The sequence below is a fragment of the Paracoccus sp. MKU1 genome, assembly GCF_001447385.1.
Taxonomy (GTDB): Bacteria; Pseudomonadota; Alphaproteobacteria; order Rhodobacterales; family Rhodobacteraceae; genus Paracoccus.
On record NZ_LLWQ01000220.1, the window covers coordinates 116477 to 141502 of the forward strand.

Annotated in this window: 21 protein-coding genes and 1 other RNA gene; 15 read left to right on the plus strand and 7 right to left on the minus strand. The window is 67.0% G+C overall.

Annotation, left to right across the window (positions count from 1 at the left end):
- Nucleotide 1 precedes the first annotated feature (1 nt).
- Nucleotides 2–427, plus strand: coding sequence for a DoxX family protein (locus AQY21_RS25140; RefSeq protein ID WP_058100320.1), 426 nt, complete (start codon nucleotides 2–4; stop codon nucleotides 425–427).
- 124 nt (nucleotides 428–551) lie between these two features.
- Entirely contained in the window at nucleotides 552–2054 is a 1503-nt protein-coding gene (locus AQY21_RS25145; protein ID WP_058100321.1) for an acetyl-CoA hydrolase/transferase family protein, read from the plus strand.
- 107 nt (nucleotides 2055–2161) lie between these two features.
- Here the strand turns inward: AQY21_RS25145 and AQY21_RS25150 are convergent, their stop codons facing one another.
- The 5 genes from AQY21_RS25150 to AQY21_RS25170 form a co-directional block, all read right to left on the minus strand.
- Nucleotides 2162–2941, minus strand: a complete 780-nt coding sequence (locus tag AQY21_RS25150) for a MetQ/NlpA family ABC transporter substrate-binding protein (protein ID WP_058100322.1) — start codon at nucleotides 2939–2941, stop codon at nucleotides 2162–2164.
- A gap of 19 nt (nucleotides 2942–2960) precedes the next feature.
- A complete protein-coding gene (locus AQY21_RS25155) occupies nucleotides 2961–3635 on the minus strand; it encodes a methionine ABC transporter permease (protein WP_058100323.1) in 675 nt (224 codons plus the stop codon).
- On the minus strand, nucleotides 3625–4671 hold the full coding sequence (locus tag AQY21_RS25160) for a methionine ABC transporter ATP-binding protein (protein WP_058100324.1): 1047 nt from the start codon (nucleotides 4669–4671) through the stop codon (nucleotides 3625–3627). Before AQY21_RS25160 ends, AQY21_RS25155 begins: the two co-directional genes overlap by 11 nt.
- A 132-nt stretch (nucleotides 4672–4803) precedes the next feature.
- Nucleotides 4804–5538: a triose-phosphate isomerase gene (gene tpiA / locus AQY21_RS25165; protein ID WP_058100325.1), complete on the minus strand. Its 735-nt coding sequence runs from the start codon at nucleotides 5536–5538 to the stop codon at nucleotides 4804–4806.
- Nucleotides 5539–5639: 101 nt separating this feature from the next.
- Nucleotides 5640–6011, minus strand: a complete 372-nt coding sequence (locus AQY21_RS25170) for an iron-sulfur cluster assembly accessory protein (RefSeq protein ID WP_058100326.1) — start codon at nucleotides 6009–6011, stop codon at nucleotides 5640–5642.
- Nucleotides 6012–6202: 191 nt separating this feature from the next.
- Between AQY21_RS25170 and rpsD the strand changes: the two genes are divergently transcribed.
- Nucleotides 6203–6823, plus strand: coding sequence for a 30S ribosomal protein S4 (gene rpsD / locus AQY21_RS25175; protein ID WP_011750529.1), 621 nt, complete (start codon nucleotides 6203–6205; stop codon nucleotides 6821–6823).
- 204 nt (nucleotides 6824–7027) lie between these two features.
- Nucleotides 7028–7633: a hypothetical protein gene (locus AQY21_RS25180; protein ID WP_058100327.1), complete on the plus strand. Its 606-nt coding sequence runs from the start codon at nucleotides 7028–7030 to the stop codon at nucleotides 7631–7633.
- A gap of 122 nt (nucleotides 7634–7755) precedes the next feature.
- Here the strand turns inward: AQY21_RS25180 and acnA are convergent, their stop codons facing one another.
- Entirely contained in the window at nucleotides 7756–10515 is a 2760-nt protein-coding gene (gene acnA / locus AQY21_RS25185) for an aconitate hydratase AcnA (protein WP_058100328.1), read from the minus strand.
- Nucleotides 10516–10787: 272 nt separating this feature from the next.
- Between acnA and AQY21_RS25190 the strand changes: the two genes are divergently transcribed.
- The 10 genes from AQY21_RS25190 to AQY21_RS25230 all read left to right on the plus strand — a co-directional run bounded on the left by AQY21_RS25190 (nucleotide 10788) and on the right by AQY21_RS25230 (nucleotide 22479).
- Nucleotides 10788–11831 carry a thioredoxin family protein gene (locus AQY21_RS25190; protein ID WP_238986900.1) on the plus strand — a complete coding sequence of 348 codons (1044 nt, stop codon included), beginning with the start codon at nucleotides 10788–10790 and terminating at the stop codon, nucleotides 11829–11831.
- Between the two features lie 83 nt (nucleotides 11832–11914).
- Nucleotides 11915–12520 (plus strand): inner membrane-spanning protein YciB, encoded by a 606-nt coding sequence (locus AQY21_RS25195; protein ID WP_058100330.1) that lies wholly within the window; start codon nucleotides 11915–11917, stop codon nucleotides 12518–12520.
- Nucleotides 12521–12589: 69 nt separating this feature from the next.
- Nucleotides 12590–13771, plus strand: coding sequence for an O-succinylhomoserine sulfhydrylase (gene metZ, locus AQY21_RS25200; protein WP_058100331.1), 1182 nt, complete (start codon nucleotides 12590–12592; stop codon nucleotides 13769–13771).
- Between the two features lie 87 nt (nucleotides 13772–13858).
- On the plus strand, nucleotides 13859–14824 hold the full coding sequence (gene folE2 / locus AQY21_RS25205) for a GTP cyclohydrolase FolE2 (RefSeq protein WP_058100332.1): 966 nt from the start codon (nucleotides 13859–13861) through the stop codon (nucleotides 14822–14824).
- Nucleotides 14825–15136, plus strand: a complete 312-nt coding sequence (locus AQY21_RS25210) for a hypothetical protein (RefSeq protein ID WP_058100333.1) — start codon at nucleotides 14825–14827, stop codon at nucleotides 15134–15136.
- Nucleotides 15137–15182: 46 nt separating this feature from the next.
- The gene (locus tag AQY21_RS25215) at nucleotides 15183–17594 is read left to right on the plus strand and encodes an ATP-dependent helicase (protein WP_058100334.1); all 2412 of its coding nucleotides are present in this window, start codon (nucleotides 15183–15185) and stop codon (nucleotides 17592–17594) included.
- A gap of 99 nt (nucleotides 17595–17693) precedes the next feature.
- An RNA gene (gene rnpB / locus AQY21_RS25470) (RNase P RNA component class A) lies at nucleotides 17694–18061 on the plus strand.
- An 819-nt stretch (nucleotides 18062–18880) separates the two neighbouring features.
- Entirely contained in the window at nucleotides 18881–20428 is a 1548-nt protein-coding gene (locus AQY21_RS25220) for a glycosyl hydrolase (protein ID WP_058100380.1), read from the plus strand.
- Nucleotides 20425–21162 carry an HAD family hydrolase gene (locus tag AQY21_RS25225; protein WP_058100335.1) on the plus strand — a complete coding sequence of 246 codons (738 nt, stop codon included), beginning with the start codon at nucleotides 20425–20427 and terminating at the stop codon, nucleotides 21160–21162. The genes AQY21_RS25220 and AQY21_RS25225 overlap by 4 nt, the downstream gene beginning before the upstream one ends.
- A gap of 30 nt (nucleotides 21163–21192) precedes the next feature.
- Complete coding sequence (locus AQY21_RS25230) at nucleotides 21193–22479, plus strand: glycosyltransferase (RefSeq protein WP_082658261.1); 1287 nt, start codon at nucleotides 21193–21195, stop codon at nucleotides 22477–22479.
- Between the two features lie 159 nt (nucleotides 22480–22638).
- Here AQY21_RS25230 and AQY21_RS25235 read toward each other — a convergent pair whose 3' ends face one another.
- Nucleotides 22639–24519, minus strand: coding sequence for a bifunctional sugar phosphate isomerase/epimerase/4-hydroxyphenylpyruvate dioxygenase family protein (locus AQY21_RS25235; protein WP_058100336.1), 1881 nt, complete (start codon nucleotides 24517–24519; stop codon nucleotides 22639–22641).
- A 300-nt stretch (nucleotides 24520–24819) separates the two neighbouring features.
- Here AQY21_RS25235 and AQY21_RS25240 point away from each other — a divergent pair, with 300 nt between their 5' ends.
- Entirely contained in the window at nucleotides 24820–25020 is a 201-nt protein-coding gene (locus AQY21_RS25240) for a hypothetical protein (protein WP_058100337.1), read from the plus strand.
- Nucleotides 25021–25026: the final 6 nt, after the last annotated feature.

Consider the following 25026-nt stretch of genomic DNA (forward strand, 5'->3'; position numbering starts at 1 on the left):
CATGACCGACCTTAGCCAAAGCGCCCCGGCCCTGGCCGAGCGCAATGCCGATATCGCCGCCTTCATCCTGCGGGTCTCGACCGGGATCTGGTTCCTGGTCCACGGCCTGATCAAGCTGCTGGTCTTCACGCCCTCGGGCACCGCCGGCTATTTCCAGTCTATCGGCCTGCCGGGCATCCTTGGCCCGCTGACCATGCTGGCCGAGATCCTGGGCGGGCTGGCGCTGATCGCCGGCATCTTTACCCGGCAGGTCGCCCTGGCGCTGGCCGCCGTGCTGCTGGGCGCGGCCTGGTTCGGCCATGGCGGCGCGGGCTTCACCTTCAGCAATCCGGGTGGCGGCTGGGAATATCCGGTGCTCTGGGCCGTGACCATGGTGTCGCTGGCATTGCTGGGCGACGGGGCCTGGTCGGTGGGCCGGCGCCACTGATCCCGCGCGAAACGATCTTGCGACGGCCGGCCCTTGGGCCGGCCTTTCCTTGCGTGCATGGCAGGGTTGATTTGTCAGTTCTGCACGATGCCTCTAATCCTCGCGGGAGTTGAGGGAGACAGCCATGACCGAGGATTACCTTCACCGCATCCGCCACAAGGCCCTGCGCGAGCGCGTGGTCAGCGCCGAGCAGGCCGCCAGCCTGATCCGCGACGGCATGGTGCTGGGCATGTCGGGCTTTACCCGCGCCGGCGAGGCCAAGGCGGTGCCCCTGGCGCTGGCCGAGCGCGCCAAGGCCCAGCCGCTGAAGGTGACGCTGATGACCGGGGCGTCGCTGGGCAACGATCTCGACAAGACGCTGGCCGAGGCCAGGGTGCTGTCGCGCCGCATCCCGTTCATGTCCGACCCGGCGTTGCGGCGGGCGATCAATGCCGGCGAGGTGATGTATATCGACCAGCACCTGTCCGAGACGGTCGAGCAGCTGCGCACCGGACAGTTGCCGCCGGTGGACATCGCCATCGTCGAGGCGGTGGCGATCACCGAGACCGGCGGCATCGTCCCTACCACCTCGGTCGGCAATTCCGCCAGCTTCGCGCTGCTGGCGGAAAAGGTGATCGTCGAGATCAACCTGAGCCAGCCCGAGGCGCTGGAGGGGCTGCACGACATCTATATCCCCACCTATCGCCCGACCCGCACGCCGATCCCGGTGGTGACGCCGGAAAGCCGGGTCGGCTTTCCCTTCATCCCGGTGCCGCCCGAACGCATCGCGGCCATCGTCGTCTCGACCAAGCTGGACAGTTCCTCGACCGTGCTGGATCCGGATGCCGAGACCCGGGCCATCGCCGGCCACCTGACCGAATTCCTGAAGCATGAGGTGGCGCAGTCCCGGCTGCCCAGCCACCTGCACCCGCTGCAGGCCGGCATCGGCACCATCGCCAATGCGGTGCTGCACGGCTTCATCGACAGCCCGTTCCACGACCTGACGATGTATTCGGAAGTCCTGCAGGATTCGACCTTCGACCTGATGGATGCCGGCAAGATGGTCTTTGCCTCGGGTTCCTCGATCACGCTGTCGGCGCCGAAATACCGCGACGTCATGGCGCGGTTCCACGAGTTCAAGCCCCGGCTGGTGCTCCGCCCGCAAGAGATCTCGAACCATCCCGAGGTGGTGCGGCGGCTGGGCCTGATCTGCATCAACACGGCGCTGGAATTCGATCTTTACGGCAACGTGAACTCGACCCATGTCATGGGCACGCAGATGATGAACGGCATCGGCGGCTCGGGCGATTTCGCGAGGAACGCCTATCTGTCGGTCTTCGTGACGAAATCCATGGCCAAGGGCGGGGCCGTCTCCTCGGTGGTGCCGATGGTCAGCCATGTCGACCATACCGAGCATGACGTGGATATCCTGGTGACCGAGCAGGGCCTGGCCGATCTGCGTGGCCTTGCGCCGCGCGAGCGGGCGCGGTTGGTCTTGCAGAATTGCGTGGCGCCGGAATGGCGCGACGGGCTGGCGGATTACCACGACCGGGCGCTGGCGCGCGGCGGGCATACGCCGCATCTGATCGAGGAGGCGCTGTCCTGGCACGACCGGCTGCGCCGGACCGGCAGCATGAGGCCGGAATGAGCAAACGCCCCGCTTGACCGGCGGGGCGTTTCCTTGTGGCGCGGGGTGGGGGCTCTGCCCCCGTCGCGTGCCGCGACTCCCCCGGAGTATTTGGAAAACGGTGAAGATCACCAGGCCGGGATGACGGCGCCCTGGTATTTCTCCTCGATGAACTGCTTCACCGCCGGGTCGTGATAGGCCTCGACCAGTTGCTTGGCCCAAGCGGCGTCTTCGTCGCCCTGGCGCACCACGATGATGTTGGCATAGGGGCTGTCGGCCTTTTCCATGGCGATGGCGTCCTGGTTCGGGTTGAGGCCGGCATCCAGCGCGTAATTGGTGTTGATCACGGCGATGTCGGCATCGGCCAGCGCGCGCGGCAATTGCGCGGCGTCGAGTTCCAGGAACTTGAGGTTCTTCGGGTTGCCGGTCACGTCCAGCGGTGAGGGGGTCAGCCCGGTGCCGTCGGCCAGCGTGACGATGCCCTTGTCCTGCAAAAGCAACAACGCGCGGCCGCCATTGGTCGGGTCGTTCGGGATCGCGACCCCGGCGCCGTCGGGCAGCTCGTCCAGCGATTTCAGCTTTTGCGAATAGACGCCCATCGGGGTGGTGATGGTCTTGGCGATGCTGACCAGCGCGAAGCCGCGGTCCTTGATCTGGTTGTCCAGATAGGGCTGGTGCTGGAAGCTGTTGGCTTGCAGGTCGCCATCGGCCAGCGCCTGGTTCGGCACCACGTAATCGGTGAATTCCACGATGTCGATGGTCAGGCCCTTGTCCTTGGCGACCTTGGCGACCTCTTCCATGATCTCGCCATGCTCGCCGGGCGAGACGCCGACCTTGATTTCCTCGGCCGCGGCCATGCCGGCGGCGAGGGCGAGCGCCGAGGTGAGCGCGAGGCTGAATTTGCGCATGGGTCTTGGTCCTTTCAGGTTATCGGCCCCGGTTGCGGGGCGCGCGCTTGTCGAAACGGGCGGCGATCCATTCGCCGGCCGATTGCACCAGTTGCACCAGCACGATCAGGATCACCACGACGGCGAGCATCACCTCGGGCATGAAGCGTTGGTAGCCGTAGCGGATGCCGAGATCGCCCAAGCCCTCGCCGCCCACCGCGCCGACCATGGCCGAATAGCCGATCAGGCTGACCACGGCGAGCGTCAGGCCCAGGATGATGCCGGGCATGGCCTCGGGGATCAGCACCTTGCGCACGATCTGCATGGGCGTGGCGCCCATGGCCCGGGCGGCCTCGATCAGGCCGGCATCGACCTCGCGGATGGCGGTCTCGATCAGCCGGGCGATGAAGGGGGCGGCGGCGATGGTCAAGGGCACGATGGCGGCGGTGGTGCCGATCGAGGTGCCGGCGATCAGCCGTGTGAAGGGGATGATCGCCACCACCAGGATGATGAAGGGCGTCGAGCGCGCCGCGTTGACGACGAGGCCCAGCACCGTGTTCAGCCAGGGTGCCGAGAGCAGCTCGCCCCGGCGCGAGGTGGCGAGGAACACGCCCAGCGGCCCGCCGATCAGCGTGCCGAGCAGGGTGGACAGGGCGACCATGTAGAGGGTTTGCAGCGTCGCCTGCCAGAGGATCGGGATCAGGTTAGCCGACATAGCCAAGCACCTCGGTCAGAAGCCCGTGTTCTTCCAGGAAGCGGCGCGATTCCTCGAGCCGCGCGGCGGGCAGGGCGACGATCAGGCTGCCGAAGGGTTTCGTCCCGATCTCCTCGATGGCGCCGGCCAGGATGTTGACGCTGACCCCGCGTTCCGAGGTCAGCCGCGCCAGCATCGGGTCGGTGGCATGGCTGCCGATGAAGGTGATCTGCACCACCGCCTCGGCCTCGGCGCCCTGCGGCGCGTCCCGCATCTGGCCGGCGACGAATTGCGGCACCGCGACGCCGGTCACCCCGGTCAGGAAGGAGCGCGTGGTGGGATGCGCGGGTTTCGAGAACACCTCGTAGGTTTCGCCCGTCTCGACGATGCGGCCGCCCTCGATCACCGCCACATGCGAGCAGATGTCGCGCACCACCGCCATTTCATGGGTGATAAGCAGGATGGTCAGGCCAAGATCGCGGTTGATGCGCTGCAAAAGCTCCAGCACCTGCCGGGTAGTGTCGGGGTCCAAGGCCGAGGTGGCCTCGTCCGACAAGAGCACGCGCGGGCCGGTGGCGAGCGCCCGGGCGATGCCGACGCGCTGCTTTTGCCCGCCAGACAGCTCGGCCGGATAGCGCCCGGCCTGCGCGGTCAGGCCGACGCGCTCGATCAGCTCTGTGACACGGGGCGCGATCTTTGCGCGGTCCTCTCCGGCGATCTCCAGCGGCAGGGCGATGTTCTCGGCAACGGTGCGGCTGGCCAGCAGGTTGAAATGCTGGAAGATCATGCCGACCTCGCGCCGGATGCGGCGCAGGCTGGCGTCCGAGGCGGCGCCCACGTCGCGCTCGTTCACGATCACCTTGCCGGCGCTGGGACGCTCCAGCCCGTTCACCATGCGCAGAAGCGTCGATTTGCCGGCGCCGGACCGGCCGATGATGCCGGTGATCGCGCCCTGCGGCACGTCCAGCCAGATGTCGTGCAGCGCCACCACGTCGCTGCCGCCCTTTTGCGGATAGCGGCGCGTCACGCCCTGAAATGAGATTGCCGACCCTGTCATCGCCCTTGCCTTGAATGTCAGGCGAGACCTATGCCCGGCGGGCCGGGCTTGGCAAGGGGCAGGTAGCCCGCAAAAGGGCGATGCCATTCCAAACCGGGCCGGCCGGATGGAATGGCGTTCTTGTCGCGGGCGTTACGCTGCGGAAAGCGCGGCGATGATCGGGCCGAAATCGGCCGCCTTGAGGCTGGCACCGCCGACCAGCGCGCCGTTCACATGCGGGATGGCGAAGACCTCGGCCGCATTGCCGGGCTTGACCGAGCCGCCATAGAGCAGGGCCATGTCGGCGCCGTCGGCAAAGCGCGCGGACAGGCGCTCGTGCATCAGGGCGTGGACCTCGGCGATCTGGTCGGAGGTCGGCGTGCGGCCGGTGCCGATGGCCCAGACCGGTTCATAGGCGATCACCGTGTTCGCCGCCGTGGCGCCATCCGGAACCGAGCCGGCAAGCTGGGCCGCGATCACATCGAGGGTCTCGCCGGCATCGCGCTGCGCCTCGGTCTCGCCGACGCAGATCACCGCGACCAGGCCCGCCTCATGCGCGGCGACGGATTTGGCGGCGACCTGGGCGTCGGTCTCGCCATGGTCGGTGCGGCGCTCGGAATGGCCGAGGATGACATGGCTTGCGCCCACGTCCTTCAGCTGCTGGGCGGCGATGTCGCCGGTATGGGCGCCCGAGGCTTTCGCATGGCAATCCTGGCCGCCGGTGGCGATGCCCTTGGCCGCCATGGCCTGGATCAGCGTTGCGGGCGGGCAGATCAGCACGTCGCAGCCGGACGCCGGGTGATCGGCCAGCAGCCGATCGATCTCGGCCAGCGAGGCCAGGGTTCCGTTCATCTTCCAGTTGCCGGCGGCGAGTTTGCGCGGGGCCATCAGCCTCTCCCTCTGTCTTGGTCTGACAGGGGATTAGGCCGGGGATTTCGCGCGATCAAGACGGGCAGGGCGATGTGGGCGCTAACGCGCCGGAAAAACCCTCAGGCCTTGGCGCGCGAGCCTTCGAGCGGCGCGAAGTTGACCGATTCGCCGCAGCCGCAGCTGTCGGTGACATTGGGGTTGCGGAACCTGAAGCCGGATTCCAAGAGGCCGGTCTCATAGTCGATCTCGGTCCCGAACAGGAACATCTGCGCGGTGGGGGCGATCAGCACCCGCGCCTCGCCCTGTTCGACCACCTCGTCGCCGGGCGAGGCGGTCTCGGCCAGCTCCATGGTGTATTCCATGCCGGCGCAGCCGCCCTTCTTCAGGCCGATGCGCAGGCCGCTGGCGGATTTCTGGGCCATCAGCCGGGCGATCTGCCGCTCGGCCGCCTGGGTGATGGTCACGGGGGATTTGCCGGGGATCGAAAACATCTCGGGCCTTTTCTGTTCGCTGTCTCTCATTTAGGAGCAACGGGGCCGCCGCTCAAGGGGTGCTTGACTCCGGGCGCGGGGCGGCTATAAGCGCCGCTTCATTGGTGTTGGTGGACCCCGCAAGGGGAACCCTGTCAGGCATCTTGCCAGAGGACAACGCCCTTCGACAACGTGAAAGAAGGAGATCAGCGATGACCAAACGCACCGCTGCCAAGTACAAGATCGACCGCCGCATGGGCGAGAACATCTGGGGCCGCGCCAAGTCGCCGCTCAACCGCCGCGAATACGGCCCGGGCCAGCACGGCCAGCGCCGCAAGGGCAAGCTGTCGGATTTCGGCACCCAGCTGCGCGCCAAGCAGAAGCTCAAGGGCTATTACGGCGACCTGACCGAAAAGCAGTTCCGCCGCATCTATGCCGAAGCCGAGCGTGTCAAGGGCGACACCGGCGAGAACCTGATCGGCCTGCTGGAGCGCCGCCTGGACGCGGTGATCTATCGCGCCAAGTTCGTGCCGACCATCTTTGCCGCCCGCCAGTTCGTGAACCACGGCCATGTCGAGGTGAACGGCAAGCGCGTGAACATCGCCTCCTATCGCGTGAAAGAGGGCGATGTCGTCTCGATCCGCGAGCGGTCGCGCCAGCTGGCCATCGTGCTGGAATCGGTTGGCCTGGCCGAGCGTGACGTGCCGGACTACCTGGAAGTGGACCACAACAAGATGACCGCGACCTTCGTGCGCACTCCGGCCCTGGGCGACGTGCCCTATGCCGTGCAGATGGAGCCGAACCTGGTCGTCGAATTCTACGCGAAGAACTGATCCTTTCGGGATCGCTGGGCTTCAGGGCCGTCCCTTCGGGGGCGGCCTTTTCCTTTGCGGCGCGGCCGCAGGGGTATTTGGACAACAGAGAAGGCGAGGGCCGTGCCCCCAAGGCCACAACCGGGGCCGGTAACGATCCTGTGGATTGCAGCGCCTGCCTGCGGTCTGGAATGAGAGCTCCACGGGCAAATCTCGGAGGATGCGATGCGGCTTGTGGCGGTTTTGATGGTGGTGCTGGCGCTGCCGGTTGCGGCGCAGGAGAAGCCCGCCAGGGACGAGCGGCTCTGGACCTGCGAGACCTCCATCGCGGGCGAAAAGACTGAGATCAACTATGTCCGCGATGCCGAATTTCGCCGGAATGTCGGGCGGATGGAAAAGAACTTTTCGGGCTGGGGGCGGATCTCGTGTCCCGGCTATATCACCCTGCGTGAGATCCTGCGGCGCAACCAGATGGCCGACGACGGCAGCTATTGCCTGCTCTGGGACAAGCAGAACGACACCTATATCGGCGCGCAGAAAGGCCCGCGCAAGGGTAATGCGCTGTGCCGCAAGACCTTCTGCGAGCGGGTGAACTCGGCGCGGCAGGCGACCTTCCGCAACGCCAACGCGCTGGCGGTGGCGGGCTATGACGCGGTGACGCAGCGGCCCGGCGCCGCGATCCTGGCGGCGAGCTCGGGCCAGATGGTCGGCACGCTCGAGGCGGCGGGGGCGGCGGCCATGGGCGTGGCCGCCTCGCCGGTGGCGGTCGGCTCGCTGGTGATCGGCTCGGCTGCCGTGGGTGGCACCATGTGGTATTGCGCCGAGGAATAGGCCAGGCTGCCGCCGGCGCGGCATCAGCCTTCACCGTTTTCCAAATACTCACCGTTACGGCGCCACAAGCGAAAAGGCCGCCCCCGAAGGGACGGCCCGCGAAGCTTGCCCTGTGATGCGGCTCAGGCCTTGGCGAGGTTGCGCAGCACGTAATGCAGCACGCCGCCGTTCTCGAGATATTCGATCTCGACCTCGGTATCGACGCGGGCCTTGAGCTGGATCACCTTCTCGCTGCCATCGGCATAGCGGATGGTGCAGGGCACCAGCGACAGCGGCTTGAACGCGCCCGCCAGCCCGCCGATCGAGATCACCTCGTCGCCCTTGAGCCCCAGGGTCTTGCGGTTCTCGCCGCCCGTGAACTCGAAGGGGATCACGCCCATGCCGACCAGGTTCGAGCGGTGGATGCGCTCAAAGCTCTCGGCGATGACCGCCTTGACGCCCAGCAGGTTGGTGCCCTTGGCCGCCCAGTCGCGCGACGAGCCGGCGCCGTATTCGACGCCGCCGAAGATGACCAGCGGCGTGCCTTGCGCCTGATAGGCCATCGAGGCGTCGAAGATCGAGGTCTGCTCGCCGTCCGGGCCCAGGGTATAGCCGCCCTCGACCCCGTCCAGCATCTCGTTCTTGATGCGGATATTGGCGAAGGTGCCGCGCATCATCACTTCGTGGTTGCCGCGGCGCGAGCCGTAGCTGTTGAAGTCCTTGGGCGCGACCTGCCGCTCGGTCAGGTATTTGCCGGCCGGGGTGGTCGGCTTGAACGAACCCGCGGGCGAGATGTGGTCGGTGGTGATCATGTCGCCCAGGATCGCCAGAATGCGCGCCCCCTCGATATCGCTGATCTGGCCCGGATCCTTGGACATGCCGCGGAAATAGGGCGGGTTCTGGATATAGGTCGAGGTCGGGGGCCAGTCATAGGTCTCGCTGTCGGTGACCTCGACCGCCTGCCAGCGTTCGTCGCCCTTGAACACGTCGGCGTATTTCTTCTGGAAGGCTTCGCGGGTGACGGTGGCCTCGACCAGTTCCGCGACCTCCTGCGATGTCGGCCAGATGTCCTTGAGGTAGACGTCCTTGCCTTCGGGCGTCTGGCCGATCGGATCCTTGGTCAGGTTGATGTTCACGTCGCCGGCGATGGCATAGGCCACGACCAGCGGCGGCGAAGCCAGGTAGTTCGCCCGCACGTCGGGCGAGATGCGGCCCTCGAAGTTGCGGTTGCCCGACAGCACGGCGGTGGCGACCAGGTCGTTGTCGTTGATCGCCTTGGAGATCGCCGCATCGCCCAGCGGGCCCGAGTTGCCGATGCAGGTGGTGCAGCCGTAGCCGACCAGGTTGAAGCCGATGGCGTCCAGGTCCTCCTGCAAGCCGGCCGCTTCGAGATATTCTCCCACCACCTGCGAGCCGGGGGCCAGCGAGGTCTTGACCCAGGGCTTGCGGGTCAGGCCGAGCGCGCGCGCCTTGCGGGCCACCAGGCCGGCGCCGATCATCACATAGGGGTTCGAGGTGTTGGTGCAGGAGGTGATCGCGGCGATCACCACCGAACCGTCGCGGATGGTGTAGTCCTTGCCCTCGACCGCCACGGTCTTGCGCACGTCGGTGCCCGAGGTGGCGACCACGCCGCCGCCTTCCTCGACCATTTCCTCGGCCGCGGCCGACATGTCGATGCCGCGATATTCGGCCACGGTCTTGTAGAAGGCGCGGGCGGCGAGGTTCAGCGGCGTGTAGTCCTGCGGGCGTTTCGGGCCCGAGATCGCCGGAACGATGTCGCTCATGTCCAGATGCAGCGTATCGGTATAGACCGGCGCGTAATCCGCGCCGCGCCAGAAGCCGTTCTCTTTGGCATAGGCCTCGACCAGGGCGATGCGGTCCTCGTCGCGGCCGGTATTGCGCAGGTAGCGCAGCGTCTCGTTGTCGATCGGGAAGAAGCCGCAGGTCGCGCCGTATTCCGGCGCCATGTTGGCGATGGTGGCGCGGTCCGCCAGCGGCAGGTGGTCGAGCCCCTCGCCGTAGAATTCGACGAACTTGCCGACCACGCCCTTCTTGCGCAGCATGGAAACCACCTTCAGCACCAGGTCGGTGGCGGTGGTGCCTTCCATCATCTTGCCGGTCAGCTTGAAGCCCACGACCTCGGGGATCAGCATCGAGACCGGCTGGCCCAGCATCGCCGCCTCGGCCTCGATCCCGCCGACGCCCCAGCCCAGCACGGCCAGGCCGTTGACCATGGTGGTGTGGCTGTCGGTGCCGACCAGCGTGTCGGGATAGGCGACGGTCTCGCCTTTCTGGTCGGTGTCGGTCCAGACGGTCTGGGCCAGGTATTCCAGGTTCACCTGGTGGCAGATGCCGGTGCCGGGCGGCACCACGCGGAAGTTGTTGAACGCCTTCTGCCCCCATTTCAGGAAGGTGTAGCGTTCCATGTTGCGTTCATATTCCAGCTCGACATTGCGCTGGAAGGCGCGGGGATTGCCGAAATCGTCGATCATCACCGAATGGTCGATGACCAGATCGACCGGGTTCAGCGGGTTGATCTTTTGCGCATCGCCGCCAAGCGCCTTGATGCCGTCGCGCATCGCGGCAAGGTCCACCACGGCGGGCACGCCGGTGAAGTCCTGCATCAGCACGCGGGCCGGGCGGTAGGCGATCTCGCGCGGGTTCTGGCCGCCTTGCTGCGCCCATTCGGCGAAGGCCCTGATGTCCTCGACGCTGACCGTGCGGCCGCCATCCTCGAAGCGCAGCAGATTCTCCAGCACGACCTTGAGCGAGGCCGGCAGTTTCGAGAAATCGCCCAGGCCGGCCTGGGTCGCGGCGTCGATCGAGTAATAGGCATAGCGCTGAGAGCCCACCTGAAGCTGGCGGCGCGTCTTGGCGGTGTCTGTTCCGGTTTCGATGGGCATGACTCGGCTCCCTATCCTTGAAAAGGTGGCTGAATGGCGGTGCTGCCTGCCATTTGCCCCTTTTTCGGGATGGGGATCAAGGGGGGCGGGCAGGGTTTGTATGCAATTGTATGCCAACTTTTTGCTGCGGCTGCAAGATGTGGGTTTTGCATCACGGTCACAAGCCGGGCACGGCGCGCTAACAAAGCATTGATTTGTCGTTCCCCTGCCGGGCGGTTTAGCTGTTGCGGATCGGAAAAGCCGGGAAAACGGATGACATGGCGGCAAGGCGCATGAAGACGACGGCCCGCGGGCGGGGACGGAAGACGACGATCCTGCCGGGCCTGGCCTGCGCCCTGTGGGTGCTGCTGAGCGGATTTGCCGCGCCGGCCTGGGCCCAGGATGCCGCGGTCGACCCGGCGCCTTCCGCGGCCACGGCCCCGGCGGCCACGCCCGCGCCCGGCGGGGCCGAGTCCGGCCTGCCGTCCTTTTTCGAGGACGAGTCCGATGACGGCGTCATCGGCCTGATCGAGGCGCCCGAGGGCGAGCCGGGCGTGCCGGTCGAGGGGATGCCGCCGGTGGTGGATCCCGATGCGCTGGCCGCCTCGGCCATGGTCTCCTTTGCCGAGGTGCAGCCGCGCATGATGGGGCCGGTCGGCCATCCGCCGGTGGTGGTCGAGCTGTTCACCTCGCAGGGCTGCTCGTCCTGTCCGCCCGCCGACGAGTTGCTGGCCGACCTGGCCGACCGCGAGGACGTGCTGGCGCTGTCTTGGCATGTCGATTACTGGGATTATCTCGGCTGGGCCGATGAATTCGCCCGGCCCGAGTTCACCCGCCGGCAGCAGGCCTATGCCCATCAGACGGGCGAGCGGGCGATCTATACGCCGCAGATCATCGTCGGCGGCACCGATACGCTGATCGCGCTGCGCCCGGCCGAGCTGATGGGCCTGTTGCAGACCCAGATGGCCCGGCCGGCCATGGTCATGGTCTCGTCCAGCCAGGACAAGGACGGCTATCGCATCGAACTGACGCCGCGCGGCGCCATCGCCGACCGGGTGGCGATCATCCTGGTGCGCTATGCGCCGCAGCGGCGGGTGGCGATCAAGGCCGGCGAGAACCGCGGCATCGCCCTGGACTATCGCAACGTGGTGCTGGCGGCCGAGCGCATTGCCGAATGGGACGGCCGCACCCCGCTGCGCATGACCGTGCGCCGCGACACCCAGAACAGCGCCGATTTCCCGGCCGATACCCGCCATGCCATCCTGGCGCAGGAACTGGGCCGGGGCGATCCGCGCTCGGCCAGCGGCCCGATCCTGGCGGCGATCCGGCTGGACTGATCCGGCCGGGAGGCCAGCCCGCCGCTTGCGCCGCCGTCCCGGCCGGGGCAAAACCCCGCCACCGCTGCATAGAGGAGCCCGCCTTGACCGAATCGCGCAAGATCAACCCCTGGCTCAAGGCCGCGCTGGAATTCGGCCCGCTGATCCTGTTCTTTCTGGTCTTCATGCGCTTTCGCGACCAGACGGTCACGCTGGCGGGCCGCGACTATTCCGGCTTCATCCTGGCCACGCTGGCCTTCGTGCCGGTTCTGGCGCTCAGCACGCTGGCGCTGTGGCGGCTGACCGGCAGGCTCTCGCCCATGCAGATCGCCACGCTGGTGCTGGTGGTGATCTTCGGCGGGCTGTCGGTCTGGCTGAACGATCCGAAATTCTTCAAGATGAAGCCGACGATCATCTACCTGATCTTCGCCGCGCTTCTGGGCGTCAGCCTGGCCCTGCGCCGGAACTGGCTGGAACTGGTCATGTCCGAGGCCCTGCCGATGAATGCCGAGGGCTGGCGCATCCTGACCCTGCGCATGGGGCTGCTGTTCCTGGGCCTGGCCGCGGCGAACGAGGCGGTCTGGCGGCTGATGTCGGAAACCGCCTGGGTGAACTTCAAGACCTTCGGCCTGCCGGCGATCATGGTGGTGTTCTTCATCGCCAACGCCCGCCTGTTCGAGCGCCACGCCCAGCCCCGCGACGGCGAATAGCCGGCCCGGGACACTTGCATGGCTGGCCGGGCGAGGGTAACCCGAATCCCGGACCATCAGGAGCGAGCCATGTCCCAGGAGTCGAACCAGCCTCTGCATCCGCGTACGCGCGCCGTCCATCACGGCATTCGCCGCAGCCAGTATGGCGAGATGGCCGAGGCCCTGTTCATGACCCAGGGCTTTTCCTATGACAGCGCCGAACAGGCCGAGGCCCGCTTCCTCCAGACCGGCCCGGACGAATTCATCTATGCCCGCTATGGCAATCCGACCTCGCGCATGTTCGAGGATCGCATCGCCAATCTCGAAGGCACCGAGGACGCCTTCGCCACCGCCAGCGGCATGGCGGCGGTCAACGGCGCGCTGATGTGCTTGGTCAAGCCGGGCGATCACATCGTCTCGTCGCGGGCGCTGTTCGGCTCCTGCCTCTATGTGCTCGACGTGCTGGCCCGCTTCGGGGTCGAGGTCTCTTACGTCGACGGCACCGACCTTGACCAATGGCGCGCGGCGATCCGGCCGGATACCAAGGCCGTGTTCTTCGAGTCGGTGTCGAACCCGACGCTGGAGGTGGTGGACATCGCCGGCGTGGCGGAACTGGCCCATGCGGTCGGCGCGCTGGTGGTCGTGGACAATGTCTTTGCCACCCCGGTCTATTCCCGCGCGGTCGAACAGGGCGCCGATGTGGTCGTCTATTCCGCGACCAAGCATATCGACGGCTCGGGCCGCTGCCTGGGCGGGGTGATCTGCGGCACGCGCCAGTTCGTGCGCGAGGTGGCCGAGCCCTATCTGAAACATACCGGCGGCGCGATCAGCCCCTTCAACGCCTGGATGATGCTGGGGGGGCTCGCGACGATGGAGCTGCGCGTGCGCGCCCAGACCGACGGCGCCCTGCATCTGGCGACCGCGCTGAAGGACGAGCCGAGGCTTGCCCGCGTGATCTATCCGGGCCTGCCCCAGCATCCGCAGTATGATCTGGTGCAGCGCCAGATGGGCGCGGGCGGCACCATGGTCGCCATCGACCTGGGCAGCAAGGACGCGGCCTTCGCGGCGATGAACCGCATGCGCATCTTTCAGATCTCGAACAACCTGGGCGATGCGAAATCCATCGTCACCCATCCCTCGACCACGACGCATCAGCGGCTGTCCGAGGAAACGCGCGCAAGCCTCGGCATCACCCCGGGCCTGCTGCGGCTGTCCATCGGGCTGGAGGATGCCGGCGACCTGGTTGCTGACATTCGCCAGTCGCTGGCCTAACATGCCGGTGCCCGGAACCTGCCGGGCGCCCCTTTCCTTTCCGGCCCCGAGCCCCCAAATAGTTGCCGTCCTGCCAGGGAGACGACCATGACCGAGGCCCGCCCCGTCGCCACCGAACGCGCCTATCCGGCGCTGAGCCGCGAATATCCGGCCGATTTCCGCGTGGACGACCGCTACAAGGCCAGCCTGCCCGATCTTCAGAATGGCCCGGCCAGCCTGATCGTCGGTGCCCGCGCCCCGATCCAGCATGTCGGCATCTCGAATTTCCGCCTGCCGATCCGCTACCTGACGCAGGAGGGCGGCGAGATCGCGCTGGAGACCAGCGTCACCGGCACCGTCAGCCTGGAGGCCGACCGCAAGGGCATCAACATGAGCCGCATCATGCGCTCGTTCTATGCCCATGCCGACAAGCAGTTTTCGATGGGTGTGCTCGAAGCGGCGCTGGAGGATTACAAATCCGACCTGGACAGCTTCGACGCCCGCATCATGATGCGGCTCAGCTATCCGATGCGGGTCGAATCGCTGCGCTCGGGCCTGTCGGGCTGGCAATATTACGACATTGCGCTGGAACTGGCCGAAAAGGCCGGGCAGCGGCTGCGGATCATGCATTTCGACTATGTCTATAGCTCGACCTGCCCCTGCTCGCTGGAGCTGGCCGAGCATGCCCGGCAGATGCGCGGGCAACTGGCGACGCCGCATTCGCAGCGATCGGTGGCGCGGATCTCGGTGGTGATGCAGGGCGATACGCTGTGGTTCGAGGACATGGTGGCGCTGTGCCGCCGCGCCGTCGCCACCGAAACCCAGGTCATGGTCAAGCGCGAGGACGAGCAGGCCTTTGCCGAGCTGAACGCCGCCAATCCGATCTTCGTGGAGGATGCGGTGCGCGCCTTTGCCGCCGAACTGATGGCCGAGCCCCGCATCGGCGATTTCCGCGTCGTCGCCAGCCACCAGGAATCGCTGCATTCGCATGACGCGGTTTCGGTGCTGACCCAGGGCGAGACCTTCGCCCATGCCAGCCTCGATCCCGCGATCTTCGCCGGCCTCAGGGCGTGAATGCTCTGGCTGATGTCGCTTGTCGTCGCGTACTGGCTTGGCGGCGCGTTTGGCGTGCACATTTGCGCCGGAGAGTTGTTCCCGCAATGGCGCGCCCGCCGGCTGCGCGAGCAGCGGGCTGCCGGCTATTCAGCCTTTCTTTTTTCCTATGGCAGCCTTTTGTGGGATCCTGGCGGGTTCTCGGAATATTTGCATCGGCGCGGCATGGGCGCCCCGGGGCGGGTCAGCTTGGTTTCTGCGGTCTTTTTCACCCTGATCCTGCTGTTTCTGTGGATGGTTTTTGCCATCCTCGCCGCCTTTGGAACGAAATAGGAACGATAGGCTTCCAAGGCTGCGATGTCCGGACTATGTTCGTGGCATGAGCGATTTCGACGATTCCGCCGCCTTCGAGGCCGCAGCCGCCCCGGTGCCGCTTTCCCAGCGTGCCATGGGCGCACGGCCGACGCCCTATCTGGACGGGCTGAACCCGGCGCAGCGCGACGCGGTCGAGGCGCTGGACGGGCCCGTGCTGCTGCTGGCCGGCGCCGGCACCGGCAAGACCCGCGCCCTGACCACCCGCATCGCGCATCTGCTGAACCTCGGCCGTGCGCGTCCGGGTCAGATCCTGGCCGTGACCTTCACCAACAAGGCCGCGCGCGAGATGAAGGACCGCATCGGCCGGCTTCTGGGCGAGATGGTCGAGGGCATGCCCTGGCTCGGCACCTTCCACTCGATCAGCGTCAAGATCCTGCGCCGCCATGCCGAACTCATCGGCGATGGCGAGCTGCACCTGAAGCCCAGCTTCACCATCCTCGACACCGACGACCAGATCCGGCTGCTGAAACAGCTGATCCAGGCCGAGAATATCGACGAGAAGCGCTGGCCGGCGCGGCAGCTCGCGCATCTGATCGACGGCTGGAAGAACCGCTGCCTCTCCCCGGCAAAGCTGCCCAAGGGCGAGGAGCGCGCCTTCGACAGCTGGGGCGGGCGGCTTTACGCCGCCTATCAGCGCCGGCTGCTGGAGCTGAACGCGGTCGATTTCGGCGACCTGCTGATGCATTGCGTCAACCTGTTCCAGGCGCATCCCGACGTGCTGCGGACCTGGCAGGACCGTTTCCGCTATATCCTCGTGGACGAATACCAGGACACCAACGTCGCGCAATACATGTGGCTGCGGCTGCTGGCGCAGGCGCATCGCAACATCTGCTGCGTGGGCGACGACGACCAGTCGATCTATGGCTGGCGCGGCGCCGAGGTCGGCAACATCCTGCGCTTCGAGAGTGATTTCCCCGGCGCGCAGGTGATCCGGCTGGAACAGAACTACCGCTCGACCCCGCATATCCTCGCCGCCGCCTCCGGGCTGATCGCGGCGAACAAGGGCCGGCTGGGCAAGACGCTGTGGACCGAGGCCGAGGAGGGCGAGCGCCTGCGCCTGATCGGCCATTGGGACAGCGAGGCCGAGGCGCGCTGGATCGGCGAGGAGATCGAGGCCTTCCATGGCGGCCATCGCCACAGCATCGGCCAGCGCAGCCTGAACGACATCGCCATCCTGGTGCGGGCCAGCCACCAGATGCGGGCCTTCGAGGACCGTTTCATGACCATCGGCCTGCCCTATCGGGTGATCGGCGGTCCGCGCTTCTACGAGCGGGCCGAGATCCGCGACGCCATGGCCTATTTCCGGCTGGCGGTCAGCCCGACCGACGACCTGGCCTTCGAGCGCATCGTGAACGTGCCCAAGCGCGGCTTGGGCGACAAGGCGGTGCAGAAGATCCAGATCGAGGCGCGGGAACGCGGGCTGTCGCTTCTGGAAGGCGCGGCCTCGGCTGTCGCCACCGGCGCGCTTGGCGGCAAGGGGGCGGGGGCGCTGCGGCAGTTCACCGAGGCCATGGGCCGCTGGCATGCCGATGCGCTGGACAGCCGCGTGAACCATGTCGAGCTGGCCGAGCGGATCCTGGACGAATCCGGCTATACCGCCATGTGGCAGAACGACAAGTCGCCCGACGCGCCGGGGCGGCTCGACAACCTGAAGGAATTGATAAAGGCACTGGAAGAATTTGAAAACCTTCAGGGTTTCCTCGAACATGTCGCGCTGGTCATGGACAATGACAAGGGCGAGCAGTCCGAGGAGGTCTCGATCATGACGCTGCATGCCGCCAAGGGGCTGGAATATCCCATCGTCTTCCTGCCGGGCTGGGAGGACGGGCTGTTTCCCAGCCAGCGCAGCATGGACGAAAGCGGCATGAAGGGGCTCGAGGAAGAGCGCCGCCTCGCCTATGTCGGCATCACCCGCGGCGAGGAGCTGGTGACGATCAGCTTCGCCGGCAATCGCCGCATGTATGGGCAATGGCAGTCCTCGCTGCCCTCGCGCTTCATCGACGAACTGCCCGAAGATCATGTCGAGGTGCTGACGCCGCCCGGCCTTTACGGCGGCGGCTACGGCGCGGCCGCTCAGTCTTTCGGGCAGCCTTTCGCGCAATCGGTGATGCATGAACGCGCGGCGCGGGCGGATGTCTATAACTCGCCGGGCTGGAAACGCATGCAGGAACGCTCCGCCCAGCGGGCCCAGCCCGTCCACCGCACCCCGGTGGTGATCGATGCCGAGCCGGCGGCGCGGTTTGCGGTCGGCGACCGGGTGTTCCACCAGAAATTCGGCAATGGCATCATCATGGGCATTGCCGAGGATACGCTGACCGTCGAATTCCCGACCGGCTTCAAGACCATCAAGGCGGGCTATGTGCAGCCCGCCGCGCAATCCGGCCCCGGCGGCCCGGCGGACGACGTGCCGTTCTAGCCGGCCCCCGCTGCTTTCACCGTTTCCCAAATACTCCTGCGGCCGGGCGGCTGGCGCGGCGCTTGACCCCGGGCGCGCGGCGCCCTATCTGACCCTTGCGCGGATGGCCGGATGACCGCGGCGGCGACGTCGAGGAAAGTCCGGACTCCATGAAGGCACGGTGCCGGGTAACGCCCGGCGGGGGCAACCCCAGGGAAAGCGCCACAGAGAAAAGACCGCCCATGCAGGCATGGGCAAGGGTGAAACGGTGGGGTAAGAGCCCACCGCGGGGCTGGCAACAGTCCCGGCACGGCAAGCCCCACCGGGAGCAATGCCGAATAGGGACCGCGCGTCGCAAGACAGGGCCGCCTTTGCCCCAGCAGGTCCGGGTTGGCAGCTAGATCCCGTCAGCAATGGCGGGGCCAGAGGAATGGTCATCGAAGGGGGCAACCCCGGAACAAAATCCGGCTTACAGGCCATCCGCGCAAATCATTTTCAACGAGCAGGGCGGTGGCCAGAAAGGATCCGGCCTCACAACCGTGCTTTGCGCGGGGTTATGCACCGGCAACCCCATGCCGCAACCGAGGCCGCAAGGATGGTTTTCCCGGAATTCGGACGATCCGGCTGATACCGGCACGTCAGCGCGAAAGGCGCGGAGACGCTATCCGAATCCCTGCCGACCCTTGCTTTAGCACCCCTGTCCGGCCCGCCGGGCATCGGCCCGACTGAGAGAAGAAGGGCTTGCATCGTCTGGAATCGGCCGCAGCGAGTCGTCGCGCCCGGGTTCAAGGATCACCCCGTCCAACCCGACCGGAGCTTCGCCCTCCCGCGGACTGTGAAGGATCAGGCACCGCACCGGATCGCAGGCAGATAGGCGCCGAAGCTGCGATCTCCGTGAGAAAATCCGCCGTGCTGGTCCGGTGGCGAGGCAGGCGCGACGGCTCTCGTCCGCTCGCCGCACGGGCGCGCCCTGCTGCGGGGGCGCTCTCCTGGGCTAGCGCATGGGGCGTTTGCGGGTTCTTGCCAGTTGTGGTGACCGCATGCGCGTTTCTGCGTGAGCGTGGCCCCGAGGCAATCCAGGTCGCATGACGGGATCGCGATAACGCCGGCAAGATCAAGCCCTTCCCCGGCGGCGCGACGAAGGCGGCCCGGAGAGTGCCTGTCTCCGCGTCGGCTTGCCGGCCGGCGTCGGCGCGGCGCCGGGCCGGGTTCCGGCACCCCATGCCGGCCCCGGATTCCGCCGCAGATCCGGACAGGCGGCAGAAAACGGGTTTACCTTTGGCCCCGGGATGGGCAAGTTTCGGGGCATGTATGCTTCGCACGGCTTCCTGCGCTCGGATATCGGCGACGTCGACGTGGTCTTCCACGAGGGCATCTATCACCTCTTTCACCTCGTCCTGCCGAACCATGACTTCATCGCCCATGCGGTCAGTTCCGACGGGCTTTCCTGGCGGCGGGTCAAGAATGCGTTCTTCGTCGGTGACCCGGGCGCGTGGGACGACGACATGCTCTGGACCATGCATGTCACCCCGGACCCGGACCGGCCGGGCCAGTGGCGGATGTTCTATACCGGTCTGACACGCGCGGAATTCGGCCGCGTCCAGCGGGTCGGTCTGGCGCGGTCCCCGGATCTCTATGCCTGGACGCGCTGCGGGGCGCCCTATCCGCTGGAGATCGGCGGTCCGCATTACGAATCCGGCATCGACGAGGGGCGCCGCTGGGTCAGCTTCCGCGACCCGTTCTTCTTCCACGAGCCCGAGACGGGTACGCGCCTGCTGCTGGCCGCGGCACGGGCCAAGGACGGGCCGGTGATCCGCCGCGGTTGCGTCGGCCTGGCCCGCGAGGTCGCGCCCGACCGCTTCGAATTCGGCCCGCCGCTGCATCGGCCCGGCCTCTATGACGACATCGAGGTGCCGAACCTCTTTCATTTCCACGACCGCTATTACCTGATGGGGTCGATCCGCGAGGATACCAAGATCCATTACTGGTATTCCGACCGCATCGAGGGGCCTTACGAGAATTTCTGCGACGACGTGCTTCTGCCGCATGGCAATTATGCCGGCCGCATCTGCCGGGCCGGAGATCGGCTGCTGCTGTTCAGCTTCTTCAGCAAGACCGAACTGCTCATCAACGGCCATGAATTCATCAAGCGGCTGCTGCCGCCGCCCAAGGAGATCGTGGCCCTTGCCGACGGGCGGCTGCGGCTGAAATCCTACCGGGGCTTCGACGGGCTGGTGACCGCCAGGCTGGCGCTTGCCAGCACGGCCGAGTGCCGGATGCTCTGCGGCAATCCCACCGCCCGGGCCGAGACCCGCGACGACAGCCTGTCCCTCGGCACCCGCAGCGGTTTCGAGGCTTTCCTGCTGCCCGGCCAGCACGACGAATTCCGCCTGCGGGCCGAGATGACGCTGGAAGGGCCGGGCAAGACCGGCCTGATCCTGCGGGCGAGCGAGGAGGGCGACGGCTACTACCTGTCGCTCGACTGCATGAACGGCATCGCCCAGATGCGTGCCTGGGGCGCCAATCCCACGCCCGAGTTCGAACATGCCTTCCGCTACAAGTCCTTGCAGGAGGCGCGTTTCCGCAGCTCGGCGCATGGTCCCTGGCAGATCGAGGTGGTGGCGCATGGCACCTATCTGGAACTCTCCATCGACGGCTATGTGGTCCTCAGCCTGGTCGATGACAGCTTCATCTGCGGCGCGGTGGGGTTCTATGTCGAATCCGCGACGCTCGGCCTGTGCGGCGTCACGCTCGAAACCCTGAGCCGGCCGGTAAGCGAACATGCGGCCGAGATGGTCTATACCGCGACCCAGGCGCCCGACCTTCTTGCCGCCGCCGGGGCGGCAGGCGAGTGAGCGGCGGGACCGACAGCAAGCCCTGGCTTCTGGTCAGCGATGTCGATGACACGCTGACCGGCGACCGGGCGGCGCTGGAGCGGCTCTGGGCGGTGGTCCGGCGCCATCCCGACCGGCTGCGGCTGGCGCTGAACTCGTCGCGGCCGGCGGCCAGCGTCGATGCCACCCTGGCGCGCGAATTTCCCGCGGATTTCGCACCGGATGCCATCATCACCGGCATGGGCACCGAGATCCGCATCGGCGGCGCCTGGCTTGCGGACTGGGCCGCCCGTTTCGAGCATTGGCCGTCCGAGGCCGTCTTCGCCCTTGTCACCGGCATGGGCTTTGCCCCGCATCCCGCCGAGTTCCTGACCGCCGGCAAGCTCAGCTTCGCGGTGCCCGACCCCGAGGCCCGCGCCCGGGTGCTGGAGGCGCTGGCCGCGGCGGGACTGCCGGTGCGGGCGGTGTTCTCGGGGGAAAGCGACCTGGACCTGCTTGCCCCCGGCGCCGGGAAGGACGCGGCGGCGCGGTTTCTTGCCGAAAGGCTTGGCATTCCGGCCGGCCGGATGGTGGTGGCGGGGGATTCCGGAAACGATCTGGCCCTGTTCGACGTTGGGTCTCGCGCCATTGCCGTCGGCAATGCGCGGCGGGAGCTGATCGAGGCCATGCCACCGGGCAAGAGCTATCGCGCGCGGGCGCCCCATGCGGCGGGCGTCCTCGAGGGGCTGATCGCGCTGGGTATCCTGCCCGGCTGACATTGCCGCAAGACAAGAGGAGACGAGAGCATGGCCCAATCCGTGGGTTCGCTGTTGATGATTTCATTGCATGGCTATGTCGCGGGCTCACCCGAGCTGGGCAAGCCCGATACCGGCGGCCAGGTGGTCTTCGTCCTGGAACTCGCCAAGCGTTTCGCAAGGCTCGGCTACAAGGTCGACGTGATGACCCGACGTTTCGAGGACCAGCCGGCCGAGGATATCATCAACGACAACCTGCGCATCTGGCGCATCCCCTTCGGCGGGCCGGACTTCATCCGCAAGGAGGACATGCACGACTGGTATGGCGATTTCATCACCAACGCCCTGGCCGCCATCCGCCGCCGCGAGCTGCGCTATGACGTGGTCAACAGCCATTACTGGGATGCCGGGGTCTGCGGCCAGAAGATCGCCGAGGAATTGCAGATCCCGCATATCCACACCCCGCATTCCCTGGGCTGGTGGAAAAAGCACGACATGCGCGGCGCCACGGCCGAGGAGATGGCGGGCTATCGCTTCGACGAGCGCATCCAGAAGGAATTCGTGCTCTATCGCAATTGCGACCACATCATCGCCACTTCGGAACAGCAGGTCGAGCTGATTGCGGCCGAATACGCGCTGCCGCGCGAGCATATCACCATGATTCCGCCCGGCATCGACGAGAACCGCTTTACCCCGGCCCCGCCCGACAAGGTGGCGGCGGCGCGGGCGCGGCTGAACATGCAGCCGACCGATGTCTATGTCGTCGGCCGGGCGGCCGAGAACAAGGGCTATGACCTGATCATCCAGGCGCTGCCGGCGCTGAAGATCCTCCAGCCCGAGGCGCGGCTGGTCCTGGCGGCCGGCGGCAATTCCGAGGCCGACCTGGCGCTGATCGACGAGTGGAAGGCGGTGGCCGCCGAGGCGGGTGTCGCCGATGCCATCGACTGGCGCGGCTATGTCCCCGACGAGGAACTGGTCGATCATTACCGCGCGCCCGGGGTCTTTGCGCTGCCCTCGCGCTACGAGCCCTTCGGCATGACGGCGGTCGAGGCGATGGCCTGCGGCACGCCCACGGTGATGACCATCCATGGCGGGCTGCACGAGCAGGTGGAATTCGGCCGGCACGCGCTGGTGGCCGATCCGAAGCGGCCCGAGGAATTCGCCGCGATGATCAACATGGCGCTGCAATATCCCTGGCTGCGCGACGTGCTGGCGGTCGAGGGTGCGCGCTTTGCCCGCCGCGTCTTTGGCTGGACCGGCATCGCCCGGCGGACCATCGCCGTCTTTGAGCAGTTCCGTGGCCGCTACGACGCCTATCAGCCCGATTTCCAGCTATAGCGGCGTGCCGGCTGCTTGGCCGGCCCGCGCGGTTTCATCGGCGCAGCGGCGCCCCCGATGCAGCAATCGCCGCCCCTGCCGGGTGGCAACGGGGGCGATCAGGTCGCGCCGGCGTGCCCCCCTGAAGGAAGCGCTCCATGGAACCATCGGCGCAAATATCTAGGCCTTGGGCATGCCCTTGGGCCGCGTGGTCCGCTTTTGCGCGGCGATGCGGAACGGCGCGTTCGGCGCGCCATAGCCGGCGTAACCGCCGCGCCGCTGCACGATTTCCAGGAAGAAGCCGCCGGGCAGGGCGGTCGAGTAGAATTGCATGAACTGCCCCTCGGCATCCTCGTCATACATGATGTGATGTGCGCGCAGCCGGGCGGTGAAATCCGGATCGAGCCCGAAGCGCGCCTCGACATCGTCGTAGTAATTCGCCCCGATCCGCAGGAAGGGAAAGCCGCGCGCCGCCATTTCTGCGGCGGTGGCGAAGATGTCGTCGCTGGCGAAGGCGATGTGCTGGACCGAGGAGCCGAAGGTCTCTTGCAGGAACTGCCCGGCCAGCGTGCGCCGCGCCTCGGCGCCGTTCAGGGTGATGCGCAGCCCGCCGGCCTCGATGGCCTGGCTGCGCACCAGCCCGTCGGGATCGACCACATCGACCATCGGCGCCTTTTGCGCGGTGAACAGCGTGGTGTAGAACAGCGACCAGCTGAGCATCTCGTCATAGGCCATGGTCTGGGCCAGGTGATCGACGCCGGCAAGCCCGGCGCCCTGCGGCGCGGGGTCGTCGATGGCGAAATCCACCTCCCAGATCCGTGCCAGGTCGGTTTTGCGGTCCAAGAGCCGGATCACGTTGCTGCCGGCGCCGCGGATGCCGGGGATCTCCAGCTCTTGCGCGGCGTGGGGCGCGACATGCGGCTCGGCCCCCAGCGCCAGGGCGCGGTCGAAGGCGGCGCGGGCATCGGGGACCATCAGCGCCACCTCGGACACGCCGGTGCCATGCGTGACCCAGGCGCTATGGGCAAAGCCCTCGGGCTCGGCATTGACCAGCAGGTTGACGCCGCCCTGCCGCCACAGCGTCACCCGCTTGCTGAGGTGCCGGCCGGCCCGCACGAAGCCGGCCGCGGCGAGCAGGTTCTCCAACGGCCCGGCATCCTCGGGTGAGGTGGCGAATTCGACGAACTCGACCCGCTCGACCGGGGCCGGGGCGGGAAAGGCGGGCAGGTCGACGGAAAGCGCGGGCTCGGCCCGGCGCACCCGGTCCATCAGCGCCACCAGGCTGCGATGGCCGTCGCGGGCCACCAGGCGCGGCAGCCCGGCGCGGAACTGGTCGTTGAAGATTTCCAGGCTGAGCGGCCCGACATAGCCGGTGGCCATGACCGCGCGGGTGAAGCCGGCGATGTCCAGGTCGCCTTCGCCCGGCATGTTGCGGAAATGCCGCGACCAGTAGAGCAGATCCATCTCGATCAGCGGCGCGTCGGCCAGCTGCACGAAGAAGATGCGATCGCCGGGAATGCGGCGGATGCTGTCCGGGTCGAGCTTGCGGCCCAGCGTGTGGAAACTGTCGAGGATCAGGCCGACATTCGGGTGATCGGCGCGGCGCACGATCTCCCAGGCGTCGCGGTGGTCGTTGACATGGCGGCCCCAGCACAGCGCCTCGTAGCCGACGCGGATGCCGCGCCCGGCCGCGATCTCGCCCAATTCGCGGAAATCGGCGGCGGCGCGGTCGATGCCGCCAAGCCCCTCGGGATGGGTCGAGGAACAGAACAGCACCAGGTCGGTGCCCAGCTCGGCCATCAGGTCGAACTTGCGCTCGGCGCGGGCAAGGGCGCGGCTGCGCAAGGGCTCGGGCAGGCCCTCGAAATCGCGGAAGGGCTGGAACAGGGTGATCTCCAGCCCATGGTCGCGGACCATGCGGCCGACCTCGCGCGGGGTGAAGTCCGAGGCGAGGAAATCCTGCTCGAAGATCTCGATCCCGTCGAATCCGGCCTGCTGGATCGCGGCGAGTTTCTCGGTAAAGCTGCCCGAAATCGACACGGTGGCAATCGAGGTCTTCATCCCGCACACCCCTTTCCTGATGCGCTGAAGATCGCAGAGAATCTCCGTAACGGCAAATGCCGATTTCTCGACATGAATAACCTGATGTTAATTCTCTAAGGCGGTGACGGCATCGTTGCCCGCTCCGCCTTCAAGCTGCGGTCCTTTATCCGGCGCGGTTTCGCCGGTTACGCCGCCTGTTGCACAGGGAAAAGGCAGGCGTTCCCCGGGGATCGGACGCTTGGCGCCGCGCGGTGGCGGGCCAGCCCGAAAAGCGCGATGCTGTATTACAAGCCATGTCCGATTCGACGGGGGCTTGCCATGATCGAACTGGTCTTCATCGCCTGCATGGGCGGCGCCCCGGCCGATTGCCGGGAACACAGCCTGATCTATACCGAGGTCACGCCCCTGGTCTGCATGCATGGCGCGCAGCCTGCGCTGGCGCAATGGGTCGAGACCCATCCCAACTGGCGCATCGCCCGCTGGTCCTGCCAGACGCTGCGCCGCGAGCGCAGCATCTGACGGGGC

Excerpts from the sequence above, each read along its gene's own strand:
- AQY21_RS25140 (WP_058100320.1), top strand. The coding sequence starts at position 2 with ATGACCGACCTTAGCCAAAGCGCCCCGGCCCTGGCCGAGCGCAATGCC.
- AQY21_RS25145 (WP_058100321.1), top strand. The coding sequence starts at position 552 with ATGACCGAGGATTACCTTCACCGCATCCGCCACAAGGCCCTGCGCGAG.
- AQY21_RS25150 (WP_058100322.1), bottom strand. The coding sequence starts at position 2,941 with ATGCGCAAATTCAGCCTCGCGCTCACCTCGGCGCTCGCCCTCGCCGCC.
- AQY21_RS25155 (WP_058100323.1), bottom strand. The coding sequence starts at position 3,635 with ATGTCGGCTAACCTGATCCCGATCCTCTGGCAGGCGACGCTGCAAACC.
- AQY21_RS25160 (WP_058100324.1), bottom strand. The coding sequence starts at position 4,671 with ATGACAGGGTCGGCAATCTCATTTCAGGGCGTGACGCGCCGCTATCCG.
- tpiA (WP_058100325.1), bottom strand. The coding sequence starts at position 5,538 with ATGGCCCCGCGCAAACTCGCCGCCGGCAACTGGAAGATGAACGGAACC.
- AQY21_RS25170 (WP_058100326.1), bottom strand. The coding sequence starts at position 6,011 with ATGTTTTCGATCCCCGGCAAATCCCCCGTGACCATCACCCAGGCGGCC.
- rpsD (WP_011750529.1), top strand. The coding sequence starts at position 6,203 with ATGACCAAACGCACCGCTGCCAAGTACAAGATCGACCGCCGCATGGGC.
- AQY21_RS25180 (WP_058100327.1), top strand. The coding sequence starts at position 7,028 with ATGCGGCTTGTGGCGGTTTTGATGGTGGTGCTGGCGCTGCCGGTTGCG.
- acnA (WP_058100328.1), bottom strand. The coding sequence starts at position 10,515 with ATGCCCATCGAAACCGGAACAGACACCGCCAAGACGCGCCGCCAGCTT.
- AQY21_RS25190 (WP_238986900.1), top strand. The coding sequence starts at position 10,788 with ATGAAGACGACGGCCCGCGGGCGGGGACGGAAGACGACGATCCTGCCG.
- metZ (WP_058100331.1), top strand. The coding sequence starts at position 12,590 with ATGTCCCAGGAGTCGAACCAGCCTCTGCATCCGCGTACGCGCGCCGTC.
- folE2 (WP_058100332.1), top strand. The coding sequence starts at position 13,859 with ATGACCGAGGCCCGCCCCGTCGCCACCGAACGCGCCTATCCGGCGCTG.
- AQY21_RS25210 (WP_058100333.1), top strand. The coding sequence starts at position 14,825 with ATGCTCTGGCTGATGTCGCTTGTCGTCGCGTACTGGCTTGGCGGCGCG.
- AQY21_RS25215 (WP_058100334.1), top strand. The coding sequence starts at position 15,183 with ATGAGCGATTTCGACGATTCCGCCGCCTTCGAGGCCGCAGCCGCCCCG.
- AQY21_RS25220 (WP_058100380.1), top strand. The coding sequence starts at position 18,881 with ATGTATGCTTCGCACGGCTTCCTGCGCTCGGATATCGGCGACGTCGAC.
- AQY21_RS25230 (WP_082658261.1), top strand. The coding sequence starts at position 21,193 with ATGGCCCAATCCGTGGGTTCGCTGTTGATGATTTCATTGCATGGCTAT.
- AQY21_RS25235 (WP_058100336.1), bottom strand. The coding sequence starts at position 24,519 with ATGAAGACCTCGATTGCCACCGTGTCGATTTCGGGCAGCTTTACCGAG.
- AQY21_RS25240 (WP_058100337.1), top strand. The coding sequence starts at position 24,820 with ATGATCGAACTGGTCTTCATCGCCTGCATGGGCGGCGCCCCGGCCGAT.